At 70.9% G+C, this 25,469-nt stretch carries 22 protein-coding genes and 2 pseudogenes; 23 read left to right on the plus strand and 1 reads right to left on the minus strand.

Translation table 11 applies throughout. The annotated features are described in order from the left end of the window. Positions 1-25 precede the first annotated feature (25 nt). Positions 26-1,141 carry a glycosyltransferase gene (locus tag OHB01_RS19770; RefSeq protein WP_205830106.1) on the plus strand — a complete coding sequence of 372 codons (1,116 nt, stop codon included), beginning with the start codon at positions 26-28 and terminating at the stop codon, positions 1,139-1,141. Next, positions 1,138-2,799, plus strand: a complete 1,662-nt coding sequence (locus OHB01_RS19775; protein ID WP_142647159.1) for a glycosyltransferase family 2 protein — start codon at positions 1,138-1,140, stop codon at positions 2,797-2,799. Before OHB01_RS19770 ends, OHB01_RS19775 begins: the two co-directional genes overlap by 4 nt. A 51-nt stretch (positions 2,800-2,850) precedes the next feature. Here the strand turns inward: OHB01_RS19775 and OHB01_RS19780 are convergent, their stop codons facing one another. Next, entirely contained in the window at positions 2,851-4,419 is a 1,569-nt protein-coding gene (locus OHB01_RS19780) for a glycosyltransferase (RefSeq protein WP_240971310.1), read from the minus strand. 187 nt (positions 4,420-4,606) lie between these two features. Here OHB01_RS19780 and thrC point away from each other — a divergent pair, with 187 nt between their 5' ends. The 21 genes and pseudogenes from thrC (at position 4,607) to OHB01_RS19885 (ending at position 25,469) form a co-directional block, all read left to right on the plus strand. Further along, complete coding sequence (gene thrC / locus OHB01_RS19785; RefSeq protein WP_142647158.1) at positions 4,607-5,665, plus strand: threonine synthase; 1,059 nt, start codon at positions 4,607-4,609, stop codon at positions 5,663-5,665. 41 nt (positions 5,666-5,706) lie between these two features. Further along, positions 5,707-6,633: a homoserine kinase gene (thrB, locus tag OHB01_RS19790; protein ID WP_142647157.1), complete on the plus strand. Its 927-nt coding sequence runs from the start codon at positions 5,707-5,709 to the stop codon at positions 6,631-6,633. A gap of 413 nt (positions 6,634-7,046) precedes the next feature. Continuing rightward, on the plus strand, positions 7,047-9,008 hold the full coding sequence (gene rho / locus OHB01_RS19795) for a transcription termination factor Rho (protein WP_328855790.1): 1,962 nt from the start codon (positions 7,047-7,049) through the stop codon (positions 9,006-9,008). A 298-nt stretch (positions 9,009-9,306) separates the two neighbouring features. After that, positions 9,307-9,525 carry a 50S ribosomal protein L31 gene (gene rpmE, locus OHB01_RS19800; RefSeq protein ID WP_079317149.1) on the plus strand — a complete coding sequence of 73 codons (219 nt, stop codon included), beginning with the start codon at positions 9,307-9,309 and terminating at the stop codon, positions 9,523-9,525. A gap of 107 nt (positions 9,526-9,632) precedes the next feature. Next, positions 9,633-10,679, plus strand: coding sequence for a peptide chain release factor 1 (gene prfA, locus OHB01_RS19805; protein ID WP_221889899.1), 1,047 nt, complete (start codon positions 9,633-9,635; stop codon positions 10,677-10,679). 222 nt (positions 10,680-10,901) lie between these two features. Then, a complete protein-coding gene (gene prmC, locus OHB01_RS19810; protein ID WP_142647155.1) occupies positions 10,902-11,756 on the plus strand; it encodes a peptide chain release factor N(5)-glutamine methyltransferase in 855 nt (284 codons plus the stop codon). A gap of 88 nt (positions 11,757-11,844) precedes the next feature. Then, positions 11,845-12,492, plus strand: a complete 648-nt coding sequence (locus OHB01_RS19815) for an L-threonylcarbamoyladenylate synthase (protein ID WP_142647154.1) — start codon at positions 11,845-11,847, stop codon at positions 12,490-12,492. 144 nt (positions 12,493-12,636) lie between these two features. Then, the gene (locus OHB01_RS19820) at positions 12,637-16,128 is read left to right on the plus strand and encodes a hypothetical protein (RefSeq protein WP_328855791.1); all 3,492 of its coding nucleotides are present in this window, start codon (positions 12,637-12,639) and stop codon (positions 16,126-16,128) included. 227 nt (positions 16,129-16,355) lie between these two features. After that, positions 16,356-16,745: a hypothetical protein gene (locus OHB01_RS19825; protein WP_142618972.1), complete on the plus strand. Its 390-nt coding sequence runs from the start codon at positions 16,356-16,358 to the stop codon at positions 16,743-16,745. Between the two features lie 187 nt (positions 16,746-16,932). After that, positions 16,933-17,028: pseudogene (locus tag OHB01_RS19830) on the plus strand (hypothetical protein); the annotation flags it as partial. A gap of 70 nt (positions 17,029-17,098) precedes the next feature. Continuing rightward, positions 17,099-17,266 (plus strand): annotated as a pseudogene (locus OHB01_RS19835) (serine hydroxymethyltransferase); the annotation flags it as partial. 199 nt (positions 17,267-17,465) lie between these two features. Beyond that, positions 17,466-17,825: a hypothetical protein gene (locus tag OHB01_RS39935; protein WP_419197592.1), complete on the plus strand. Its 360-nt coding sequence runs from the start codon at positions 17,466-17,468 to the stop codon at positions 17,823-17,825. Positions 17,826-17,882: 57 nt separating this feature from the next. Beyond that, positions 17,883-19,370, plus strand: coding sequence for an MraY family glycosyltransferase (locus OHB01_RS19845; protein ID WP_328855792.1), 1,488 nt, complete (start codon positions 17,883-17,885; stop codon positions 19,368-19,370). A gap of 210 nt (positions 19,371-19,580) precedes the next feature. Then, positions 19,581-20,003, plus strand: a complete 423-nt coding sequence (locus OHB01_RS19850) for a hypothetical protein (protein WP_142647151.1) — start codon at positions 19,581-19,583, stop codon at positions 20,001-20,003. 62 nt (positions 20,004-20,065) lie between these two features. Beyond that, positions 20,066-20,281 (plus strand): hypothetical protein, encoded by a 216-nt coding sequence (locus tag OHB01_RS19855; RefSeq protein ID WP_079320510.1) that lies wholly within the window; start codon positions 20,066-20,068, stop codon positions 20,279-20,281. A 132-nt stretch (positions 20,282-20,413) separates the two neighbouring features. Next, positions 20,414-21,202, plus strand: a complete 789-nt coding sequence (gene atpB / locus OHB01_RS19860; protein WP_260617204.1) for a F0F1 ATP synthase subunit A — start codon at positions 20,414-20,416, stop codon at positions 21,200-21,202. Between the two features lie 84 nt (positions 21,203-21,286). Continuing rightward, positions 21,287-21,508 (plus strand): ATP synthase F0 subunit C, encoded by a 222-nt coding sequence (atpE, locus tag OHB01_RS19865; RefSeq protein WP_030510489.1) that lies wholly within the window; start codon positions 21,287-21,289, stop codon positions 21,506-21,508. Positions 21,509-21,537: 29 nt separating this feature from the next. After that, on the plus strand, positions 21,538-22,083 hold the full coding sequence (locus OHB01_RS19870) for a F0F1 ATP synthase subunit B (protein WP_142618976.1): 546 nt from the start codon (positions 21,538-21,540) through the stop codon (positions 22,081-22,083). Beyond that, positions 22,083-22,892: a F0F1 ATP synthase subunit delta gene (locus OHB01_RS19875; RefSeq protein ID WP_142647150.1), complete on the plus strand. Its 810-nt coding sequence runs from the start codon at positions 22,083-22,085 to the stop codon at positions 22,890-22,892. Before OHB01_RS19870 ends, OHB01_RS19875 begins: the two co-directional genes overlap by 1 nt. A gap of 24 nt (positions 22,893-22,916) precedes the next feature. Next, positions 22,917-24,566: a F0F1 ATP synthase subunit alpha gene (gene atpA / locus OHB01_RS19880; protein WP_142647149.1), complete on the plus strand. Its 1,650-nt coding sequence runs from the start codon at positions 22,917-22,919 to the stop codon at positions 24,564-24,566. 3 nt (positions 24,567-24,569) lie between these two features. Next, on the plus strand, positions 24,570-25,469 hold the full coding sequence (locus OHB01_RS19885; protein WP_142647148.1) for a F0F1 ATP synthase subunit gamma: 900 nt from the start codon (positions 24,570-24,572) through the stop codon (positions 25,467-25,469).

A 25,469-nucleotide genomic window follows, 5' to 3' on the forward strand; every position in this document is an offset into this window, starting at 1 on the left:
TAAACGGACGCGCAGGAGGGACACCGTGACGGTGACGACCGGCATCTGCTCGCCGTACGGCTTCACGCGCGGCCCGACCGAGGAGACCGCGACGCTGTCCTGGGACGACGGGCGGTGGTCGGTGGGAGGCCGCCCGCTGGCCGTCCCCCCGGAGGCCGACGACGTCGCAGCCCTCCGGCCGCTGCGCGGGCTTCGCGTGGAGTGGCCGGAGCGGCCCGCCGCCGGGGCGTTGGAGGCGGTCGCCGCCCTGGCCGCCGCGGGGGTGCCGCTCACCGGCCAGGACCCGCCGGGGTGGGTGCGGGATGCCGATCCCGTGCTCGCCGGCCTGATCACGGCCTGGACTCCCGAGGCCGACGACGGCAGGCCCGACTCGGTCGCCGACCTGCGCAGGGAGGAGCACAGCGTGCGCCTGCGCAGGCACGCGCTGCGGGCCGCGGGCGTCGGCACCGGCCTCGCCCCGGTGACCGTCGTCATGGCCACGCGGCGGCCCCACTACGTGGCCCACGCGCTGCGGCAGCTCGCCCGCCAGCGCGGCGTCGGCCTTGAGGCGATCGTCGCCCTGCACGGGTTCCCGGCCGCGCGGGTGCGGGAGGCGCTCGCGGAGTTCCCCCACCCGATGACGGTCGTCGAGGCCGATCCGGACGCGCCGCTCGGGGCCGTGCTCAACATGGCGGCGGCACGGGCGTCCACCGGCATCGTCACCAAGTGGGACGACGACGATTGGTACGGTCCAGAGCACCTGGCCGACCTGCTGCTCACCATGGCCTATTCCGGCGCGGAGCTGGTCGGGACCGCTCCGGAGTTCTTCTACCTCCAGCCCCTCGACGCGACGATCCGCCGCGTCGACTACAGCAGCGAGGTGTGGGCCGACCACGTCGCGGGCGGCACGATCATGCTCGGCCGTGAGACCTTCGAGCAGGCCGGCGGCTTCGGGGAGCTGGACCGCGGCGAGGACGCGCACCTCCTGCGGGCGGTCGCGGCGGCCGGCGGCCGGGTCTACCGCACCCACGGCCTGGGCTACGTCCTACGGAGATCGGTCGGCGCCGAACACACCTGGAACCTTCCTCTTGCCCACTTCCTGCGAGTAGCCGCGAACCAGTGGCGCGGCTTTCGCCCAAGTGTGATGTTGGAAGCACCATGACGCCACGCATAAGGGGAAACGACTACACCGTCCTTCGGCCGCCGGCCCTCGGGTCGTCGTGGACACCCCGTCTGCGGGTCAGCGTGGTGATCCCCGCCTACGCCGATCAGGCCAAGCTCGATCTCACGCTCGCCGGGCTGGCCAGGCAGACATATCCGGCCGACCTGCTCGAAGTGATCGTGGTCGACAACGGCACCGAGCCGCCGCTGCGCCTGCCGGAGATCCGGCCCCGCGACACGCGGCTGCTGGTCTGCGCGGCGCCGGGCCGGGCCAGGGCCCGCAACACCGGCCTGGCCGCCGCGACGGGCGACGTCATCCACTGGATGGACTCCGACGTCGTGCCCGAGCCGGAGGAGGTGGAGGCGCACATGCGCTGGCACCACCTCGCGCCCTATCTGTCGGTCACCTCCTACCTGCGCTTCACCACCGCCCCGCTGCCCGGCCCCGCCGACGTCGCGCGTACGGACGACCTGGCGAAGCTCTTCGAGCCGGCCGAGCCGCACGCCTGGATCGAAGACCTGGTGGAGCGGTCGGACGGGCTGGTCAACTCGCCGCGGCCGTTCAGCATCCACATCGGCGGCGCGTCGTCGGTCTCCGCCCGGCTGTTCGAGCGGGCCGGGCCGATGGACCCGGAGATGATCCTCGGCCAGGACACCGAGATGGGATACCGGCTCGCCCAGGCGGGCGCGGTCTTCATCCCCGACCCGCAGGCCAGGGCCTATCACCTCGGCCCGTCGATGCGCATGCGCGACAGCGCGCCGATCAGCCGGGTCAGCCACGCCCTGGTGACCGATCGGGTGCCCGGCTATCGGTGGCTGCGCACCCATCCCTCCCGCCAGTGGAAGGTCCCGCAGGTGGAGGTCCTGGTGGACGCCACCGCCGGGTCGTACGACGAGGTCAGGGCCACTGTGGACGGCGTGCTGGCAGGCACGGTGACCGACCTCGCCGTGGTGCTGACCGGCCCGTGGGACGAGCTCGCGCCCGAGCAGCGCGCGCCGCTCAAGGACCCGAACCTCGACCTCGTGCTGCTGCGGGCCCACTACACCCACGAGGGCCGGGTGCGGCTGGCCACCACGGTGCCCGACACCCAGTCGCCCTACCGCCTGCGCATCCCGCCCGGCTGGGTGCCCGAGGAGGACGGTCTCGGCCGGCTTCTCGACGTGCTGCGCGGCCGGGAACGCGGCCTGGTGAGCGTGCTCCTGGCCGAGAACGCCGAGGGCGTCACCGCCGCCCGGCTGGAGCGCACCGAGGCGTTCTCCCGCGCCGCACTCGTCGCCGAGGAGGGCGAGGACCTCGACGACGCCGTCGACGAGATGTTCGGCGTCTACTGGGTCGACGGCGAGACCTTCGGCTTCCGTACGGCCGAGGAGGCTCCGGCCTTCATGAGCGCGCGCGCCGCCTATCGCAAGCGGGTCAAGGCGGAGGCCGAGGTCGAGCGGCTGACCAAGGAGGTCGAGCGGCTGCGGGAACAGGTGACCAAATGGCGCGGCGAGGCCGGGCGGTGGCGCAAGTCCGCCGTCGAGTTCCGCCGTGAGATGGGCACCCTGCGGCGGCAGGTCTCGGTGCTGCGCGGGCAGGTCTCGGCGCTGCACCGCACCCGGGGCCTGCGCGGCATCGCCCGCGGCCTGCGTCGCCCTTTCACGTTCAAGAAGACCTGACCCCGCCCCCGCCACCGCTCAGGGCGGGGCAGCGATCCGGGGCGCTGCGGGTCAGGAGCGGCGGAACAGGCCGCGGCGGCGCGGCGCCGCCGCCTCCGGTCGCGGGGCCTGGGCCGCGGCCGGTTTCGGGCTCGCCGTGGCCTGTGGCTTGCCGGCGTTCGGCGGGGTGGATTTCGGCGCGGCCTGTGGCACGGCCGGTTTCGCCGCCGCCGCGGGAGGCGTCTCGAACTCGCTTGCCGCGGCGTGCCGTACGCCGTGGGTCTGGGCGATCACGCCGGCGGGGTCCTCGCCCGGCGCGGCGAGCCGGCGGGCGCGCGCGACGGCCTCGGTCCGCTCCAGGGTGGCCGTGCCTCCGCCGGGCAGGTCGAGGACCAGCAGGCCGATGCGCTCCTCCAGCATCGCCTTGACCGCCCGCTCCAGCAGGGCCGGAGCCGGAGGGCTGCCGACGGGCGCGGTGTAGCGGAAGGGGACGGGCGCGGCGGTCGGCGCCGCCTGGTCCGCGAACCGCACCCGCGCGTCGTGCCCGAACGCCGCCTTGACCAGGGCGAGATCGAACGCTCCGGTCCCCGGCGCCCACCTGCCTCCGCCGTCGAGCGACGACCACGGGCCGGCCAGCGTGACCACGACGTCGGTGAGCGTGCCGCGCAGCACCGCGTCGACCGCCGCGACGATCGCCCGTTCGTCCGCCCCGGTGACGTCGAAGACGACCTCCACGTACGGCACGAGCCAGCGCCGGCCGGGCTCCTTGCGCAGGTCACGGCGGAGCGGGACCCGGTGTGCCAGGTGGGTCTCGACGAGCCGGACGATCGACTTGCCGTGCTCGCCACGCTGGGCCGGCAGGCCGAGATGCACGGCACGGGCCTCCATGTCGGGAACGAACACCGCCCCCGCCTGGGCGAGCCGGTAGGCGAACTCGGTGTCCTGGCCGCGCACCACCTCGGGATCGAAGCCCCGGACGTCGTCGAGCAGGGCCCGCCGCAGGGAGACCGTCGGGCCGGTGCACACCTGGTAGGGGTTCTTGCTGGCCCGCAGGCCGTCGAGGCGGCGGATGGTCTCCTCGGTCGAGCTGGACACCAGCGCGGACGGGTCGAACAGGTCCTCGGGCGAGCCGTGCCGTACGGCCTCGTGGACCTGCGCCGGAGTGAGGGCGGGCTCCTCGGCGAACTTCTTGCCGCCGATGGTGACGAGATAGTCGGTGAGGTGATGCCAGCGGAACAGCGCCTCCAGGTGCTCCCGCGAGATCACCATGTCGGCGTCGAGACGCTGCACGATCTCGCCCTCGGCCGCCGCGATGCCGGCGTTCATCGCGTGTCCGGCGCCCCATCCGCCGGGCGGCACGACCACGACGCGGGTGTTGTCGGGCCGCAGGTCGGGCAGGCGCAGCGGAGGGTCGCTGCGGTCGTCCACGACGATCACCTCGATGAGGTGCGCGGGATAGGTCTGCGCGGCCAGCGCGGCCAGCGTCAGGTCGAGGCGGTGCTGCCCGCCGTGCGCGGGGATGACGACACTCGCGCTGAGCGTGGGCGTCCACTCGCCGATGGGCGGTGGCGTGAGCGGAGAGTAGTCGTTGTGGCGAATCCGCGGCCGGGGCTGGGGCTCCATGCCCGTCAGGTGGGCCAATCCTCGTCCTTCACAGCGTTGGTCAAAAGGTTGCTCCACCCTAGCGAAAGCGGCCGACGGTTCCCTAAGGTGACGCCCAATATGTCCATTTGGTGGACAACGGAGTCCGCACGTCAGACGGTTGGCCGTAGACTCGGTGACCGATACCCCTGGTGACACGCGTACGCGCGCGTGGGAGGAGCGACCAATGTTCAGGGCTTGGCGTGGCCTGATCGAGGAGTACCGTGACCGTCTGCCGGTCTCCACGACGACGCCAGTGGTGACCCTGCTCGAGGGCGGCACGCCGCTCGTCCCGGCCAGGCGGGTGTCCCAGATCACGGGCTGTGACGTCCACCTCAAGGTCGAGGGTCTCAACCCGACCGGCAGCTTCAAGGACCGCGGCATGACCGTGGCGATCAGCAAGGCCGTCGAGGAGGGCGCCCAGGCCGTCATCTGCGCGTCCACCGGCAACACCAGCGCCTCGGCCGCCGCCTACGCCGTACGGGCCGGGCTGACCTGCGCCGTCCTCGTGCCGCGCGGGAAGATCGCGATGGGCAAGCTCGCCCAGGCGCTGGTGCACGGCGCCAGGCTGCTCCAGGTCGAGGGCTCGTTCGACGACTGCCTTGAGATGACCAGGAAGCTCGCGGAGACCTACCCGATCGCGCTGGTCAACTCCGTCAATCCGCACCGCCTGCAGGGTCAGAAGACGGCGGCCTTCGAGATCGTCGACGCGCTCGGCGACGCGCCCGACGTCCACTGCATCCCGGTCGGCAACGCCGGCAACATCTCGGCCTACTGGATGGGCTACAAGGAGTACGCCGAGGACGGCCTGGCCACCAAGCGCCCGCGCATGCTGGGGTTCCAGGCGAGCGGCGCGGCGCCGCTGGTCGGCGGCAGCCCCGTGACCCACCCGCAGACGATCGCCACGGCGATCAGGATCGGCAACCCCGCCTCGTGGCGGCTCGCCGAGGCCGCGCGCGACGAGTCCGGCGGCGACATCCAGGCCGTGACCGACCGCCAGATCGCCGCGGCGTACAAGCTGCTCGCGCAGGAGGAGGGCGTGTTCGTCGAGCTCGCCTCCGCCGCGAGCGTCGCCGGCCTGCTCCAGGCGCACGAGCAGGGCCTGCTCACGCCCGGGCAGCGGGTCGTGTGCACCGTGACCGGCAACGGCCTGAAGGACCCCGACTGGGCCATCTCCGGCGCCCCGGCGCCGGTGACGATCCCGATCGACGCCTACGCCGCCGCGGCCGCGCTCGGACTTGCCTGACCGGCCCCTATTCCCGCCCATAAAAGGGTTCAGGTGACGAATTGACGGACAGTCACGGCGTCGTCGTACGCGTGCCGGCGACGAGCGCCAACCTCGGCCCCGGTTTCGACAGCCTCGGCCTCGCCCTCGACCTGTACGACGAGGTGGAGGCCGAGATCTCCGGCTCGCCCGGCGTGCGGATCGAGGTGGAGGGCCAGGGCGCCGGTGAGCTGGACGAGGGCGAGGGCCACCTCGTCGTCAGGACGATGCGGGCGACGTTCGACCGCATGGGGTTCGCCCAGCCGGACGGCGTCGCGCTGCGCTGCCGCAACCGCATTCCGCACGCGCGGGGGCTCGGCTCGTCGTCCGCGGCGATCTGCGCCGGCATCCTCGCCGCCCGCGAACTCGTACGCGCGCGGGGCGCGGGGGATCTGCCGGACGCGGAGGTGTTCGCGCTGGCCACGGAGCTGGAGGGGCATCCCGACAACGTGGCGCCGTGCCTGGCGGGCGGACTCACCATCGCCTGGACCGACCAGTCGGGGGTGGCGAGTATGGTGAAACTGAGTCCGCACGAGGACGTCCGGCCGGTGGTTTTGATCCCGGATTTCCGGTTGTCCACGGAGGAGGCTCGGGGGCTGCTGCCGAAGGACGTACCGCATTCCGACGCGGCGGCCAACGCGGGGCGGGCGGCTCTGCTCGTCGCGGCGCTCACGCAGAGACCGGAACCGGATCTCCTGCTCGCCGCCACCGAAGACCGTCTGCACCAGTGGTACCGCGCTCCCGCGATGCCCCGCACCGCTGAACTGGTGCGACGGCTCCGCGAGGCCGGGGTGCCCGCCGTCGTCTCGGGGGCCGGTCCGACGGTTCTCGCACTGACGACACGGGACACCGAGGATTTGATCGCGCCAGAAGTGGGTAATGACTGGCACATCCAGCCAATGAACGTCGACCCGCTTGGTGCGTACGTTCGGTTTCCCGAGACACGCTGATGCTTCTTCGACCTTCAGGGAATAGCTGTGCGCGCTGGTGATGTTAGGCTGATAGCCGCACCAGGTGCCCCCGTGTTGGGTGCGTGCTTGTCATTCGCACATCGCTGCACTTCGCCTCGCGTCCTTCGACGCGGGCAGGGCGATTTCCCCGAAACCGTTTCCTCCAGTCGGCACACCTCCGGGTGGCATGACCAGAGGCGGCGTTCTCGGAGACATGCGCGTTCGAACCACCAAGACATCTGGTCGGTGGCGGCAATCCGGGGGATCGCCCCCGGGCACCTACCGCTCGCGGATCCCGAGGGTCATCGACACATGAGATTCGCGAAGCCCGACCCGGTCTGTCCCGCCGGGTCGCATCACCGGGACGCCTGGACGCACGATTCTGGCGCCCGACCCCTGGGAAGGACCCTTAGTTGAGCGACACCACCGAACTCCTCTCCGACGGCCAGGCCGCCGGCGACACCCCCACTTCCGCCCCGGCCCGTCCGCGACGTCGCTCCGGCACCGGCCTGGCTGGCATGGTGCTCCCCGAGCTTCAGGCCCTGGCGACCAGCCTCGGCATCACGGGGACCGGACGGATGCGCAAGAGCCAGCTCATCGCGGCCATCCAGGAGAAGCAGGGCGGATCGGGAGAGTCCGCGCCCGAGCCGAAGGCCGCCGCAGAAGCGCCCGCCGCCGCTGAGCGCCCCGCCCGTGGCCGCCGGGAACGTTCCCGCGCCGCCCAGGCTTCCGCGCCCGAGCCGGCGCCGGCCGCCGAGCCCGTCGCCGCGGCTCGTGAGGAGCGTCCCGTGGTCGAGGCTGCGTCCGCCGTGGCCGCCGAGGCCGCGCAGAACGGCGCCGCCACCGTCGCCGAGCCGCAGGCCGAGGCCGCCGCCCAGCCGGAGACCCGCAGCGAGCGGCCCGAGCGCGGCGACCGCCGCGAGCGCCGCACGCGCGGTGAGCGTGGCGAGCGGGGCCGTGAGCGCGACGGCCGCGGTGACCAGCGCGGTGACCAGCGCGCCGCCGACACGGGAGACGGCGGCCAGGGCCGTCGTGACCAGCAGGGCCGTGGCGACAACCGCGGCGACAACCGCTCCGACGGGCGTGACAGCCGCGGCGACAGCCGTACGGACGGCCGCGCCGACGGCAAGGGCGACCAGCAGGGCGAGGACGGGCGTGGGCGCCGTGGCCGCTTCCGGGAGCGCGGCCGCCGCGGGCGCGACCGTTTCGAGGGCAACGAGCCGGTCATCAGCGAGGACGACGTCCTGATCCCGATCGCCGGCATCCTGGACATCCTCGACAACTACGCCTTCGTGCGCACCAGCGGCTACCTTCCGGGCGCGAACGACGTCTACGTCTCGCTCGCCCAGATCCGCCGCAACGGCCTGCGCAAGGGCGACGTCATCACCGGCGCCGTCCGGCAGCCGAGGGACGGCGAGCGGCGCGAGAAGTTCAACGCGCTCGTCCGCCTCGACACCGTCAACGGCATGGACCCGGAGCAGGCCCGTCAGCGGCCCGACTTCAACAAGCTCACGCCGCTCTACCCGCAGGAGCGCCTGCGCCTGGAGACCGAGCCCAACGTCCTGACCACGCGGATCATCGACCTCGTCTCGCCGATCGGCAAGGGCCAGCGCGGCCTCATCGTGTCGCCTCCCAAGGCCGGCAAGACGATGGTGCTCCAGGCGATCGCCAACGCGATCACGCGCAACAACCCCGAGTGCCACCTGATGGTCGTCCTCGTGGACGAGCGTCCGGAAGAGGTCACCGACATGCAGCGGTCGGTCAAGGGCGAGGTCATCCACTCGACCTTCGACCGCCCGGCCGAGGACCACACCACCGTCGCCGAGCTCGCCATCGAGCGGGCCAAGCGCCTGGTGGAGCTGGGCCACGACGTCGTCGTCCTGCTCGACTCGATCACCCGTCTCGGCCGCGCGTACAACCTCGCGGCGCCGGCGAGCGGCCGCATCCTGTCCGGTGGTGTCGACTCGACCGCGCTCTACCCGCCGAAGCGGTTCTTCGGCGCCGCCCGCAACATCGAGAACGGCGGCTCGCTGACGATCCTCGCCACGGCGCTGGTCGAGACCGGCTCCAAGATGGACGAGGTCATCTTCGAGGAGTTCAAGGGCACCGGCAACATGGAGCTCAAGCTCAACCGGTCGCTCGCGGACAAGCGCATCTTCCCGGCGGTGGACGTGGACGCGTCCGGCACCCGCAAGGAGGAGATCCTCATGGCGAAGGAGGAGCTGTCGATCGTCTGGAAGCTCCGCCGCGTCCTCCACGCCCTCGACATGCAGCAGGCGCTGGAGCTCCTTCTCGAGAAGATGAAGGAGACCAAGTCCAACGCCGAGTTCCTGCTCCAGGTGCAGAAGACCACGGTCAGCAACGACCGCGACTGAAGCCCTTCCGACCGACGCCCCGGACGGCCCGTGCCGTACGGGGCGTCGGCGTGACCCGCCGATCCGTGCCCGAAGACCACCGCACCCCGCCCGCCGCCTCCCTCGCCGCCGCCCCGGTCACCACGATGCCCGGCCTGGGAATAGCCGATGGCCTGGGATGGTTGGTGGATCTGGCACACTGGTAGCCGAACCGCAGCGGTACCGGTTCCCGCAGCCGCGCATCACAGGTGTGCCGATGCGCGCAGGCCGTGACAGGCGAAAGCGACCCGGCGACCGCGCCTAGCGTTAGGACTGAGACATGAAGCCCGACATCCACCCGGAGTACGTGGTCACCCAGGTGACCTGCACCTGCGGGAACACCTTCACCACGCGTAGCACCGCCAAGAACGGCGTGATCCACGCCGACGTCTGCTCCGCCTGCCACCCCTTCTACACGGGCAAGCAGAAGATCCTCGACACCGGTGGCCGGGTGGCGCGCTTCGAGGCGCGCTTCGGCAAGAAGGCCCAGAGCAAGTAGCTCCTCCAGGACGCCGGCTCGGGGGCGCCCCTCTCGCGGGGCGTCTCCGGGTCGGCGTTCTTGGTGATTACGGCCTTTACCGAGGAGCTTGAGCAAAGGAGCGTGCGGTGAACCTCGACGAGATCATGAGTGAGTACGCGGATCTGGAACTGCGGCTCGCCGACCCCGCCGTGCACGCCGACCAGAGCAAGGCGCGGACGTACGGCAAGCGTTACGCGGAGCTCACGCCGATCGTCGCGACCTACCGGGAGCTCGAAGGCGTACGGCAGGACCTCGCTGCCGCGCGTGAGCTGGCGGCGGAGGACCCGGCGTTCGCGGAGGAGGCGGCCGAGCTCGAAGGCCGCATCCCGGTGCTGGAGGAGAAGCTCACCCGTCTCCTTGTCCCGCGCGACCCCAACGACGACAAGGACGTCATCATGGAGATCAAGGCGGGCGAGGGCGGCCAGGAGTCCGCCCTGTTCGCCGGAGACCTCCTGAGGATGTACCTCAGGTACGCCGAGCGGATCGGCTACAAGACCGAGATCATCGATGCCCAGCACTCCGATCTCGGCGGCTACAAGGACGTCACCGTCGCCATCAAGGGCAGGGAGGGCGTCTGGTCGCGGCTCAAGTTCGAGGGCGGCGTGCACCGCGTGCAGCGGGTGCCGGTGACCGAGTCGCAGGGCCGCATCCACACCTCGGCCGCCGGTGTGCTCGTCTACCCCGAGGCCGAGGAGGTCGACGTCCAGATCGACCCCAACGACCTGCGAATCGACGTGTTCCGCTCCAGCGGCCCCGGCGGCCAGAGCGTCAACACGACCGACTCGGCCGTGCGGATCACCCACCTGCCGACCGGTGTCGTCGTCTCCTGCCAGAACGAGAAGAGCCAGCTCCAGAACAAGGAGTCGGCGCTGCGCATCCTGCGCGCCCGGCTGCTCGCGATGGCGCAGGAGGAGGCCGAGGCGGCGGCGATGGCCGAGCGCAAGTCGCAGGTGCGCACGGTCGACCGCTCCGAGCGCATCCGCACCTACAACTTCCCGGAGAACCGCATCTCCGATCACCGGGTGGGCTTCAAGGCCTACAACCTGGACCAAGTCCTGGACGGCGATCTCGACGCGGTGATACAGGCTTTGCTCGACGCGGAACTCGCGGAGAAGCTGTCCGCTCATTCGTGAGCCCGCGGCGAGCCTGATGAGGGGACGATGGGAGAAGCGGTGATGGACGTGGGACGTCGAACGACGATGGGCCGTCCCGGCCGCCCGTCTGCTCATGAGCGACGTCTCCCCGGCTACGGCGGCTCGTCTGCCCACGACCGGCGTTTCCCCGGCTACGGCGGCTCGTCTGCCCACGACCGGCGTTTCCCCGGCCACGCCGCGAGGACCGTGCTGTAAGAGACCATGACCTTCCTGCTCGACGAAATCGCCCTCGCCACCGCCCGGCTCGCCGAGGCGGGAGTGCCGTCACCGCGCACGGACGCCGAGGAGATCGCGGCGTTCATCCACGGCGTCCCGCGGGGCATGCTGCACACGGTCAAGGACGCCGACTTCGACGCGCGGTTCTGGGAGGGCATCGCCCGGCGCGAGGCACGCGAGCCGCTGCAGCACATCACGGGCCGGGCCTACTTCCGCTACCTCTCCCTGGAGGTCGGCCCCGGCGTGTTCGTGCCCAGGCCGGAGACCGAGGTCGTGGCCGGCTGGGCGATCGACCGGCTGCGCGAGATGGACGTCGCCTCTCCGGTCGTGGTCGACCTCGGCACCGGTTCCGGGGCCATCGCGCTGTCGATCGCCCAGGAGGTCGCGCTGGCGCAGGTGCACGCCGTCGAGATCGACCCCGTGGCGTACGGCTGGGCCAAGCGCAACATCCTCGAACACGGCCAGGGCCGGACGACCCTGCATCCCGAGGACCTGGCCGACTGCCTGCCGGAGCTGGACGGCCAGGTCGACCTGGTCATCTCCAACCCGCCGTACATCCCGCCCGGTGCGATCCCGCGCGATCCCGAGGTGCGCGACTACGACCCCTCGCGGGCCCTCTACGGGTCGGGGGAGGACGGGCTCGACGAGGTGAGAGCCGTCGAGCGTACGGCGCGACGGCTGCTGCGGCCGGGCGGGTTCGCCGTGGTCGAGCACGCCGACCAGCAGGGCAACGCCGTCTATTGGCTGTTCGCCGAGGAGAACGGCTGGCGCGACGTGTGGTTGCGCCAGGACCTGACCGGCCGGGACAGGTTCGTCACCGCCCGGCTGAGCATGGACTGATTCCGGGCCGACCCCGGACTGACGCGAACGGCCCGGGCCGTGGCCACGCGGCGGCGGATTCGGACGGGACACGTGGAAGGATGGCTTCGTGAGCCGACGGTTTGACTGTGCCGACCAGACGGAGCGGATGACCGGATTGGCGGAGGCGATCTCGACGGTACGGCGGGGCGAGCTCGTGGTGCTGCCCACCGACACCGTTTATGGGATCGGCGCCGACGCTTTCACCCCTTCCGCCGTCAACGCCCTGCTGGAGGCCAAGGGCCGGGGCAGGGACATCCCCGTGCCCGTCCTCGTGGGCACCGTACGGGCCGCCAACGCCCTCGTGGAGAGCCTCGGGACGTACGGGCAGGACCTGGTGGACGCCTTCTGGCCCGGGCCGCTCACACTCATACTCAGGGCCAACCGGTCGCTGTCGTGGGACCTCGGCGACACCAAGGGAACGGTCGCCGTCCGCATGCCGCTGCACCCGGTCGCGCTGGACCTCCTCAAGGAGACCGGCCCCATGGCGGTCTCCAGCGCCAACCGGTCCGGCAACCCGCCGCCCACCACGGTGGACGAGGCCGAGGAGCAGCTCGGCGACGCGGTGGACGTCTATCTGGACGCCGGCCCCTGTGCGGACTCCGTTCCGTCCACGATCGTCGATCTCACCACGGCCGTGCCCCGGGTGCTGCGCAAGGGCGCGATCCCCGTGGACAAGATCCGCGCCCTCGTGGGATACCTCGCGACCGAGGAGTGACCGCGATCCGGGCGTACGTCTCGCATATCGAGATGTCGTCACGGCTCTGATCAGGGCGATCGATGCCGTCTGGCTATCGGGCTTCTTTACCGATGCCACCCCGGCTACCGTGAAGTGCGCCGATATCTCTGTGGAGGCGCGCCCATGGCCAAGCTCGACGGGATGGATCCGAAGCTCGTCCGTGAGTTGCTGTCGGAGGTTCAGCACGCAGCGAAGCAGATGGACGGCATCGAGGCCCGGATCACCCAGTTGACGCGTACGGCCGGCGTCTCGGTGCACGTGACCCACCGGCCGTCACAGGTCGCCGACGCGTGCACGACGATGGTCAAGGACGTCACCAAGCGCGTGACCCTGCTGGAGAAGAAGGAGAAACAGCAGAGCGCGGGCACGGTCCCGACGACCCGCGGGGCCTCCTTCACGGAGGAGCGGGACACCACCATGCCCGCCGACGATCCCGCGCCGTCCAGCACGCAGGGCGACAAGCCCGACCACAAGACGGATCACAAGCAGGACGGCAAGTCCGAGCACAAAGCCGACAGCAAGGCTGATCACAAGGCCGATGCGAAGCCGGACGCCAAGGGCGACGGCAAGGCGGACGCGAAGCCGGACGAGCACAAGTCCGACACCAAGTCCGACCACAAGACCGACAGCAGGTCCGACCACAAGGCGGACGCGAAGCCGGAGGCCAGGCCCGAGGGCAAGGCGGTCCACGACACGCAGAACGCCCACAAGACGTCGTCGCACGGTTCTGGCGACTCCGGCGCGGCGAAGGGGGAGACCTCCCACCGGGCGCACGGCGCCGCCGACGGCGCGGCCCGCGCGAGCAGCGGCGGAGGAGGCCAGGGCGCGGCCGAAGCGAAGCTCGCGGACAAGCCCGCTTACGGCACCATCGAGGGTTCCCTCCCTCAGATGCCATCCTCGACGCACGGTCCGGCCCACCCCGCCGCCGACGCCGGTACGGCCACAGGCGCGGGCACGTCCACGGGCACGGCTACAGGTGCAGGCGCGGGTGCGAGCACGGGCACTGGTTCGGGCACGGGTTCGGGCACGGGGACGCCTCCGCCCACGAGTGCGAGTGGCGACAGCGGCGGTACGCCTGGATCCGGCACCGCGACCGGGTCCGGCGTATCTGCCGGCTCCGGTGTGGGCCAAGCGGGCGCCAACGGCGCCGTAGGCGGCACCGGCGACGCAGGTGCGAACGTCGGCTCCGGCCAGGTTCACCACCCCATCGGCCCGGGTCAGCCGACCGGCGACAACCAGGGTGTGGGCCAGGGCATCGGCCAGGGCACGGCACAGAGCGCAGGACAGGCCGCGGGACAAAGCGCGGTGCAGACGCCGCCGACCGGCGACAGCCAGACCGTGGGTCAGGGCATCGGCCAGGGCGTGGGTCAGGACATCGGCCAGGGCGCGGGCCAGGGCATCGGCCAGGGCGCGAGCCTGGACCGGCCTGCCGCCCCGGGTCAGCCGGTCGGCGGCGATCAGGTCGTTGGTCAGGATCAGGGAGGCACGGGCCACGTCCAGCCCGTCGGCGACAATCAAAGTGCCGCTCAGAGCCAGTCCGACGGCGGTTGGCAGCAGCGGCCCGTCGACCAGGGACAGGGAAATACCCAGAATCCGGGCCAGAACCCGGGGCCGAGCGCGGGGCCGAGCGCGGGGCAGGGGACGCCGGTCGACCCGGGACAGGGACAGACCCAGAACCCGGGCCAGAACCCGGGATCGAGCGCGGCTCAGGCGACGCCGGTCGATTCGAAGGCGGCGGGGGAGCAGCCCCCCTCCACGGGCGGAAGCGACTCCGCGATCTACGACACCCCCGGCAAGGACCACCCCGACGACATCGACCCCGCCGGTCGGCAGGTGACCGTAGTCGACGGTGTCAAGGTCGTCAGCACCCCGTTGATCCAGCCCGGCGCCGAGCAGGCGCAGGGCGTCCAGCCGATCGACATACCCGGCGCGGACGCGCAGACGGCGAGCGCCACCGGTGCGCACCCGGACGGGCCGCCCGGATTGGTGCCACCCGCCGAGCCGACCAATCCGGCGGCGAACAAGCCTCCGCAGCCCGGCCTCGCGCCTGGCGATCCCATGGGCGCATACGTCGGCACGCCTGCCGACAACCTCTCCGTTGATCCGTTCGCGACGGGCGCCTCTGACACCGTGCAGGGGACTTCCGCCGGCCACACTGTGGTGGCGGCGAGCGGCGGTGGTCATGCGTACACGGGCGACACGGTCGTAAGCGGCACTGCGACCGGGACCTCTCACCCGGGCGACGCGGTCGGCGCGAGCGGTGCGACTGGTGCGGGCGGAACGCCGCAGACGGCAGATACGACCGGCACGGCACAGTCGGCGGGGACCGCTAGTACGGCACAGACAGCAGGTACGCCCGCCACGGCGACCGGAACTCCGCATCAGGCACCCGCCGCGACCACAACGGGTACGGGCGATACGGCGATCGGAACTCCGCATCCTGCGCCCACGGCGACCACGCCTGATACGGCGACCGGAACCTCGCATCCTGTGACTGCGGCGGGTGCCACGAGTACGGCTGGCGCGACCCCTGCGCCTGTGCCGACCGTGACCGCCCAGCCAGCCGGTGTGGCCGACGCCACCCCTGCCACTCCCGCGCCCGGGGCGCCCGCGCCCGCTCATCCGGTGGGCTCGGCGGCCGATGCGACGCCTGCGGCATCGGCGGGGACGAACGCGGCGAGCGGCGCGGCTCACGCGGCAGGATCGGCAGGTGCCACGGGCACGGCCGATGCGGCACCTTCGCAATCGCCTGCCGCGTCGGGCGGGACGGGGACGGTGACCGGCGACCTGCCGGCGGTGGGCACTTCTGGTGGCGGGCACGCCGCGGGTACGACCGGCACGGCGACCGGCAGCCTGCCCACCGTAGGGGCGGCCGGAGACGGCCACGCGGCCGGGACGGCGGGAACCGCGAGCGCGGCGGGTGCCGGTGGCGACGGCGCGACGGGTCACATCGGGGCGACCGGTGTGAGCGACAGGGCCGACGGCGCGCCCGACTCGAGCGGGCGACCGTGCGACAACGATGCCGGTACGCGCGCGACCGGGATGGCCGGAGGCGACGCGGCGACGCACAACCCGGGTGCATCCAGCGCGTCCCCGCATGGCGCGGCGACGCACAACCCCGGCACATCCGGCGCGGCGACGCACAACCCGGGGGCGTACGGCGCGGGTGCGCACGACGCGGCGACGCATGGCGCTCCCGGCCAGGGGGCGGCACATCACCACGGCGTGCACCATGCGGGAACGCATGATCATGGCGCACACCACGCGGCAGGGCACGCCGCGGGGACGAACGGCGCGGGGACGAACGGCGCGGAGACCCACGGCACGACGAGGACTCCGGGCCCCGGCCAGGCCCCGGCACCCGATGCCCGATCGTTCGCCGCCGCGCAGCCCGGGGACGTGCTCGGCTATCCCGCCCGCCACTCAGGCGACGAGGCCGTGCCGCGCATGCTGGTGGACCACCACCGGGACGTCGAGCCCGTGGACATGCCGGACGTACGTGTCCCGGAAGGGGAGTGGGGCAAGGGCGACTGGGTGGCGAGGAAGGTCGAGCCAGACGGACCCGCCGGCAGCGTCGAAGCCGTCGAGGTCATCATCCAGAAGCCGGAGAAGTGAGGCGTGCGAGCGACGTACCCGCGTGGACGCGCAGGGATCCGACCCCCGCGACACCCGGAAGCGGCCGTACTCACGCGGATCGGCAGCGCCGCGCGGCGGCCGGACGACGGTGCGGGGTGGTGCGACCCGGCGAGCGGAGCCGGGCGGCGGGCCGCCGGGGTGTCCGGGGCAGGACAGGCGACGACCAACGCCGGCGTGCTGGCCGGCTTCGCACAGGAGGCGCGATCGTGAGTTATGTCGACCCGCCGGCGCCGACTCCGCTGCAGCCGGGGGAGACCCCGCCGGCGCCGTCGAGCACCGACCTGCTGTCGCCCGGCGGGCAGCCGACGGGCTGGGTGTTCAACCCGGAATACCAGAAGCTCGTCGACCTGTGGCTGCAGGTGGTCCCGCTGATGGACCAGCTCACCAAGTCGCTGGACAAGCCGTACGAGAGGGCCCGGAGCAGGGACGTGTGGGACGCTCCGGTCGCCGAGCGGTACGTCCAGGACCTGGCGGAATGGCGCAACCGGCTCGGGATGTACCGCCAGGCGGTGCTCACGGCGATCAGCGATCAGGCCGCGGACACGCCGCGCTGGATCCCGGCCAAGGCCGGCGCGCCGCACGCCTTCACATCCTGAACGCACTCCCGAGCGACCGCTGAACAGCCCTCTGACCCGCGATGTCTTCGCCTGGAGCGAAGACACGTGAGGCGGTTCCACGGACAGTTCGGAGCCGTTCTACGGTCCTGACTTCGCCCGGCTCGCCGCGCAGGATCCGGACGTCGCCCGGCCGCGGGGCGGGTTCCAGCTCACCGCGGGCGAGAACCTGTCCTCGCCCGCGGTCCTCGCCGCGCTCGGCTCGGTGCTCAACGACAAGCATGCCGAGGGCTACCCGGGCCACCGGTACTACCGCGGCTGCGAGGAGGCCGGCCGCGCCGAGGAGATCGCCGTAGAGCGGGCCAAGCGGTTGTTCGGGTCGATCATGCCAACGCGTGCAGCCCTACAGCGGCACCACGGCCATCCTGGCGGCGTACGCGGCCCTTCCGCAGCCGGGCGACACGGTCCCGGCGCTCGCCCTGGAGCACGGCGGCCGCATCACCCACGGGTCCAAGGCCGGTTTCTCCGGCAGACGGTTCGACGTCGTCTCCTACGGCGTGCGGCGGGACACCGAGACGATCGACTACGACGAGGTGCGGGACCTGGCGCTGCGCCACCGTCCCCCGGGTGATCGTCTGCGGCGCCACGGCGTATTCCCGGCTGATCGATTGCGTTCGGCGAGGCGCTGCGCCCCGAGTGCCGCGCCTACGCCACGAGTTCCGCGCCTATGCCGCGGCGGCGGCGGACAACGCCAGGACCCTGGTGGAGGGGCCGGCGGCCGAGGGGCTGCGCCCGGTGTCGGGCGGCACCGACACCCACCTCGCGCTGGTCGACCTGCGCGGCGCCGAGTGCGCGGAGCGGAGGCGGAGCGGCGCTGCGCCGAGGCAGGCATCCTGCTCGATCACAACGCGATCCCGTACGATCCCGCGTCCGCGACCGCGGCCTCCGGGATCAGGGCCGGCACGCTCTGCACGACCATCCAGGGGATGGGCCGCGGCGGAACTGAGAGAGACCGCGTCTCTCATCGTCCGGGCCATCCGGCGCCCAGGTGCGATAACGTCGGTCCTCGAACGGGTAAAGGGGCTGACCGCGACGCATCCGGCATATCCCCGTCAGGGATAGGGCGATCTATGTCTTTTGCCCGTCACAACTGATCCGCCTATCCAGGAAACTAGGTCCGTGCGCGAATATCTCCTCTTGGCGCTCGTGGCGGCTGCGGTGACCTACCTGCTGGTGCCGCCGGTCAGGGTGTTCGCGCTGCGCATCGGCGCGGCCCCCGAGGTGCGGGAGCGGGACGTGCACACGGTGCCCACCCCGCGTCTGGGCGGGCTCGCGATGTTCGGCGGGATGGTGGCGGCCCTGCTGGTGGCGAGCAACCTGCCGTACGTCGGCGGCGCGTTCGACAGCGGCCAGACGGGAAAGACGGTGACCGCGCTCCTCGCGGCCGGCGGCCTGATCGTCCTCACCGGGTTCCTGGACGACTGGCTCGGCATGGACGCGCTGGTGAAGCTGGGCGGCCAGATCGCAGCGGGCGGGCTGCTCGTCTACTTCGGCGTATATCTGCAGTTCCTGCCGCTGCCGCAGTCGATGGGCGGCTCCCAGGCCCTCGACGACACCCTGCACACGATCCTCACCATCATGATCGTCGTTGTCGTGATCAACGCGGTGAACTTCGTCGACGGTCTGGACGGCCTGGCCGCGGGCATCGTCGCCATCGCGGCGATGGCGACCTTCGCCTACTCGATCGTGCTGCAGCAGACCGCGAGCGGTTCGCGGATCAACGGGACGGCCGCCATCGCGGCCATCCTCATCGGGATGTGCGTGGGCTTCCTGCCGCACAACTTCAATCCCGCCAAGATCTTCATGGGCGACACCGGCGCCATGTTGCTCGGCCTGCTGCTCGCCACCTCGCTGATCACCAGCCTGTCGTCGGTCGAGCCGGACGCGGTGGTCGGCAAGCTCAACCGGTTCCCGGTGATCCTGCCCCTGATCCTGCCGATCGCGGTCGTGGTGCTGCCGCTGGCCGACCTGATCATGGCGGTCGTCCGCCGTACATCGGCGGGTATGTCCCCGTTCGCCCCCGACCGCGGCCATTTGCACCACCGGATGCTCGACATCGGCCACTCCCACCGGCGCAGCGTCCTGATCATGTACGCCTGGACGTTCCTGTTCGCCTTCGCGATCGTGGGCCTGTCGATCGGCCGCGTGCCGTTCATCGTGTTCCCCTTGACGATCGTGCTCGCCGTGGCGGTGCTGGTGATCATGGGCCTGCCGCGGTGGCGATCGCGCCGTACGGTGACGCATGACGACAAGGGAGACGGGAGCGGCCAGGGCGGCCAGAAGGCCGGGGCGCATGCGACGGGGAACCGTCCGCCCGCCACCGGTCCTGCCATTCGCGGGATCTCCGAACACGACACGCTCGTCTATCCCGTCGTCCCCCCGCCCGCCCCTCCGGTCACGCCCGGTGACTCCGCCGCGCCGGGTCAGGCCGCGCCGGGTCAGGCGGTTCCTGGACAGGCGGGTCCTGGACAGGCGGGTCCGGGCAGGCTTCCGGCGCAGGGTCGCAACCCCTACCCGGGACAGAGCGCCCCGGGCGCCCCGGGCGCCCCGGGTGGCCCGGGCGTTCCCCCTACCACCTCCCGCGCCGACACCGGCACCTTCCGCTGAGCCCGTTCCCCAGGCCCGTTCCCCAGGCCCGTCCCCCGAGCCCGTCCGCCGGGCCATCCCATGAGCCGTCCCCGCAGGTCGACGGCGACCCGAAACGGCAGGTAAAGGTGGCACTCCGGGGCTTGTGATAGCTTTCACTAGCAAGGGGCGAGGCCAACGACGTCCCGGCAGGTAGCAATCGCTCGTTTGACAACCGATTCTGGAGTCCCATTGCAGGCCAACGACGTGCGCGTTCTCAAGGGCGCCGCCGTGCCGACCTTGGTCGTCGGTCTCCTCGCCGCGCTCATCGCGGTGTTCACGACCGGGGCCAAGGGTGCGTTGGGCGCCGGCATCGGTCTCGTCCTTGTCGCGGCCTTCTTCACCATCGGTCTGGTCGTCGTCTCCTGGGCGGGCCGGGTCTCGCCTATGGCGATGATGGCGGCCGCCGTGCTGGGCTATGTCGTCAAGGTTCTGGCGATCATGGCGATGCTCAAAGCCTTCGAGGGCACCACCGCGTTCGACTCCCGCGTGTTCGCGCTGAGCGTCATCGGTTGCACGCTCGCCTGGACCATCGGTGAGATGCGCGGATTCATGAAACTGAAGATGCTCTACGTGGAGCCTGAGGCGAAGGTTCCCGGGCAGGGGCGCGGATGACCATGCGTACGGGGCAGCCCGATATGACTAGTCCGCATGGCTCCTGCTATCGTCGTGCCGCGATGAGCGAACAGGAGCGCAGGCCCGAGACCGACGGCCGCGACTTCGCCGACGCCGCCTGGTCGGTCCCGAGCTATCTGCTGTCCGGGATCCTGGTATGGGGCGGCCTCGGCTGGTTGCTGAGCTGGTGGACCGGCGTGCACGCGTTCATCCCCATAGGCGTCATTCTCGGGGTCGGGCTGGCTGCCTACCTCGTCTATCTGAAGTACGGCCGCTGACAGCCGGCCCGCTTCCCACGCTCTTCTGTTGATCCAATCGTTGAAGGGAACGCCCGTGCGCGAGCGTAGCGAACGGACGAACAAGCACATGCTTCGGGCATTCGGCCTCGAGCAGGTAGGCGAGGTGGCCAGGTGACCCCCCTCATGGTCGTCGCCGACGACTTCAAGGCGCCGGGACCGTCGATTTTCGACTTCCCTCCGCTCTATGACGGTGCGCCGTACTGGCTGACCAAGCCGGTGCTGATGGCGCTCTTCGGCGCCGTCGTGGTGTGCGCCCTCGCTTGGAGTGCCTTCGCCAACCCCAAGCTTGTTCCCCGGGGAATGCAGAACCTCGGCGAGATGGGTTACCAGTTCGTCCGCGATCAGGTGGCCCGGCCGTTCCTGGGCAAGGACGCCGAGCGGTGGATGCCGCTGCTCCTGAGCCTGTTCTTCCTGATCCTGCTGTGGAACTTCTTCGGCGTCATCCCGCTGATCCAGATCCCCGTGGCGTCGCACATCGCGTTCCCCATCGTTTTCGCGATCACCATCTACGTGATCAAGATCTACCTGGGCATCAAGCACCAGGGCCTCGGCGGCTACTTCAAGAACATGATGTTCCCGCCCGGGCTGCCCAAGCCGATCTACGTGCTGCTCGCGCCGATCGAGTTCCTGTCGAACCTGATCATCGCGCCGTTCACGCACGCCGTCCGACTCTTCGCGAACATGTTCGCCGGCCACCTCATCCTGGCCTTCTTCAGCATGGTCGGCTTCTGGTTCCTCTTCGAGAAGCCGACTCCCCTCGGTGCGGGCCTCGGTGTCGTCGGTGTGATCATGACGATCGCGATGACCGGCTTCGAGATGTTCATCGAGTTCCTGCAGGCGTTCCTGTTCACGATGCTGGCCGCCATGTACATCGGCAACTCGCTCCACGCCGAGCACTGACGGATCTCCCCAGACCCGACCTTTCGACGTAGACCAGACCGGTGAGAGCACACTCACCGGCCGACCAGTAAAGGAAGAACAGCAATGAGCGTTCTCGCTGAAGTCGCCGGCAACCTTGGCGCCGTCGGTTACGGCCTCGCCGCCATCGGCCCCGGCATCGGCGTGGGCATCATCTTCGGTCAGGGCGTGCAGGCCATCGCCCGTCAGCCCGAGGCGTACGGCCTCATCCGCCAGAACATGCTGCTCGGCTTCGTTCTCACCGAGGCGCTGGCCCTGATCGGCCTCGTCGCGCCGTTCATCTACTGACGTACCCACTCTGAAGGAAGGCTGCACCTATGACTCTGGCAGCTACGTTCCTCGCGGCGGAGGGCGAGAGCCCCCTCATTCCGCACGCTTACGAGCTGGTCGTCGGCAGCTTCGCCTTCCTCGTCGTCTTCCTCGTCGTCGGAAAGATCCTCACCCCGCGCATCCAGAAGACGCTGGCCGAGCGGACCGAGGCTATCGAGGGCGGCATCAAGAAGGCCGAGGACGCCCAGGCCGAAGCCCAGCGCACTCTGGAGCAGTACCGGGCGCAGCTCGCGGAGGCCCGCCAGGAGGCGGCCCGTCTCCGCGAGGAGGCCCGTGAGCAGGGCGCCGCGATCAAGGCCGAGCTCCGCGAGGAGGCCCAGGCCGAGGCGCGGCGCATCATCGAGGCGGCCCACGCCCAGATCGAGGCCGACCGTCAGCAGGCGTTCACGCAGCTGCGCGGTGAGATCGGGCGCCTGTCCACCGAGCTGGCGAGCCGCATCGTCGGCGAGTCGCTCGAGGACGAGGCCCGCCAGCGCCGCATCGTGGACCGGTTCCTCGAAGAGCTCGAGGGCCGTCCGGAGGCGGTCCGCTGATGCGCGGCCTCAGCAGGACCGCCCTGACGGAGGTCGAGGAGCGGTTCAACACCGCCGCCGCGACCGCCGACCTCGGTGCCCTCGCCGAGGAGCTGTTCGCCGTCGCCGACCTCTTCGACCGCGAGCACGGGCTGCGGCGGGGTCTTTCCGACCCTTCGCGCCCGGCCGAGCAGAAGGAGAGCGTCCTGCGCTCCCTGCTGCAGGGCAAGGTCGGCGACGCCGCACTGGAGATCGCGGTCGCCGCGGTCAGGGCGAAGTGGTCCAAGGCCGGCGACCTGCCGGACGCCCTTGAGCGTATCGGCGTGATGTCCGCGGCCGCCGAGGCCGAGTCGGACCGCCGCCTCGACGACGTCGAGGACGAGCTGTTCCGCTTCGGCCGCATCCTCGCCGCCAACCCGGAGCTGCGCCGCGCGCTCAGCGACCCGGCCGTACCGGCCGAGCGCAAGCGCGACCTGCTCGCCACGTTGCTCGGCGGGAAGGCCGCCCCCTCCACCGTCCGGCTCGTCACGCAGGCCGTTGTGCACCCGCGGGGACGTAGCCTGGAAACTGCGTTGGAGGAGTTCGGCTGGATCGTCGCGCGGGCGCGCGAGCGCCTGGTGGGTGTGGTCCGCAGCGCGGTGCCGCTCTCACAGCAGCAGAAGCAGCGGCTCGCGGCCTGGCTGCGAACCACCTACGGGCGAGACGTCCACCTGAACGTCGAGGTGGACCCGGAGGTGCTCGGTGGGTTCTCCGTCAGAGTCGGAGACGACTACATCGACACCACGATCGCCGGACGTATCGAAGAAGTCCGCCGCCGGTTGGCCGGCTGAGGCGAATAGGGAGACAAGAAAGAGATGGCGGAGCTTACGATCCGGCCGGACGAGATCCGGGACGCCCTTGAGCGCTTCGTCCAGGCGTACGAGCCGGAAGGTGCCGCGCGCGAGGAGATCGGGACCGTCGTCGACGCCGGGGACGGCATCGCCCATGTCTCCGGCCTTCCCTCGGCGATGGCGAACGAGCTGCTGGAGTTCGAGAACGGCACCCGTGGTCTGGCGCTGAACCTCGACGTCCGCGAGATCGGCGCGGTCGTCCTGGGCGACTTCAGCGGCATCGAGGAGGGCCAGCAGGTCCGCCGCACCGGCGAGGTCCTGTCGGTGCCGGTCGGCGACGACTTCCTCGGCCGCGTGGTCGACCCCCTGGGCAACCCGCTCGACGGCAAGGGCCCGATCGCCGCCGAGGGCCGCCGCGCCCTCGAGCTGCAGGCCCCCTCGGTGGTCCAGCGTCAGCCGGTGAAGGAGCCGCTGCAGACCGGCCTCAAGGCGATCGACGCCATGACGCCGATCGGCCGCGGCCAGCGTCAGCTGATCATCGGCGACCGCGGCACCGGCAAGACCGCGATCGCGGTCGACACCATCCTCAACCAGAAGGAGAACTGGCTCTCCGGCGACCCGAACCGCCAGGTTCGCTGCATCTACGTCGCCGTCGGCCAGAAGGGCTCCACGATCGCCCAGGTCCGTGGCCGCCTCGAGGAGGCGGGCGCGCTGGAGTACACGACCATCGTCGCCGCTCCGGCCTCCGACCCCGCGGGCTACAAGTACATCGCCCCGTACACCGGTTCTGCCATCGGCCAGCACTGGATGTACCAGGGCAAGCACGTGCTGATCGTCTTCGACGACCTGACCAAGCAGGCCGACGCCTACCGCGCCGTGTCGCTGCTGCTGCGTCGTCCGCCGGGCCGTGAGGCGTTCCCCGGCGACGTCTTCTACCTCCACTCGCGTCTGCTGGAGCGCTGCGCCAAGCTCTCCAACGAGATGGGCGGCGGCTCGATGACCGGTCTGCCGATCATCGAGACCAAGGGCAACGACGTGTCGGCGTTCATCCCGACCAACGTCATCTCCATCACCGACGGCCAGTGCTTCCTGGAGACCGACCTGTTCAACGCCGGTGTCCGCCCGGCGATCAACGTCGGTGTCTCGGTCTCCCGAGTCGGTGGTTCCGCCCAGGTCAAGGCCATGCGCAAGGTGGCCGGCACGCTCCGTCTGTCGCTGTCCCAGTACCGCGACCTGGAGGCCTTCGCGGCCTTCGCCTCCGACCTGGACGCGGCCTCCCGCGCCCAGCTGGAGCGCGGCGCCCGCCTGGTCGAGCTGCTCAAGCAGCCGCAGTACAGCCCGTTCCCGGTCGAGAAGCAGGTCGTCTCGGTGTGGGCCGGCACCACCGGCGAGCTGGACGACGTGCCGGTCGAGGACATCCGCCGCTTCGAGGCCGAGTTCCTCGACTACCTCGGCACCGCCCAGAAGGGTGTCTTCGACAGCATCCGCGAGACCAAGGAGCTGACGGACGACACGGTGACCGCCCTGAAGGACGCCATCACGGAGTTCAAGAAGGGCTTCACCACCTCCAGCGGTCAGCTGCTCGTCAACGACGAGCCGGTGGAGGCGCTGGACGCCAGCGAGGTCGGCCAGGAGAAGGTCGTCAAGCACGTCCGCAAGGTCGAGGCGAAGTAACCCATGGGTGCCCAGCTTCGACAGCTGCGGCGGCGGATCAAGTCGGTCAAGTCCACCGCGAAGATCACCCGCGCGCAGGAGCTGATCGCCTCGTCGCGCATCGTCAAGGCGCAGCAGCGGATGCAGGCGGCCGTGCCGTACGAGCGGGAGATCACCCACGCGGTGTCGGCCGTCCTGTCGAACACGACGAACGTCGACCACCCGCTCACGGTGGCCAAGGAGCAGCCGGCCACGGCCGGCGTCCTGATCGTCACCAGCGACCGCGGCTTCGCCGGCGGCTACAACGCCAACATCCTCCGTGAGGCCGAGGCGCTGAAGGGCCACCTCACCGGACGCGGCCTGGCCGTGAAGCCGTACGTCGTGGGCCGCAAGGGCATCACCTGGCACCGCTTCCGCAGCCGGGAGATGTTCGGCGAGTGGGACGGCTTCTCCGACAACCCGTCGTACGCCAACGCCAAGGAGATCGCCGACGCGCTCATCACGGCGTTCAAGGCGGAGGACGGGATCGACGAGATCCACGTCGTCTACACCGGGTTCGTCTCGATGCTGACGCAGAACGTGATCGTCAAGCGGATCCTGCCGCTCGAGGTCGAGGAGGCGGAGACGGCCCCGGAGGGCATCCCGCCTTACTACGAATTCGAGCCGACGGCGGGTGACGTGCTCGACTCGCTGCTGCCGCGCTACATCGAGTCGCGCATCTACAACGCGCTGCTCCAGTCGGCGGCCTCCGAGCACGCCGCCCGGCGCCGCGCGATGAAGTCGGCCACCGACAACGCCAACGAGCTCATCCGCGTGTTCACCCAGCAGATGAACCAGGCGCGTCAGGCCGAGATCACCCAGGAAATCAGCGAGATCGTCGGTGGCGCGAACGCGCTGGCTGACGCCGCAGCGGGGAAAGAGTGA

Origin of the sequence: Microbispora hainanensis (assembly GCF_036186745.1) — a bacterium.
Classification (GTDB): Bacteria; Actinomycetota; Actinomycetes; order Streptosporangiales; family Streptosporangiaceae; genus Microbispora.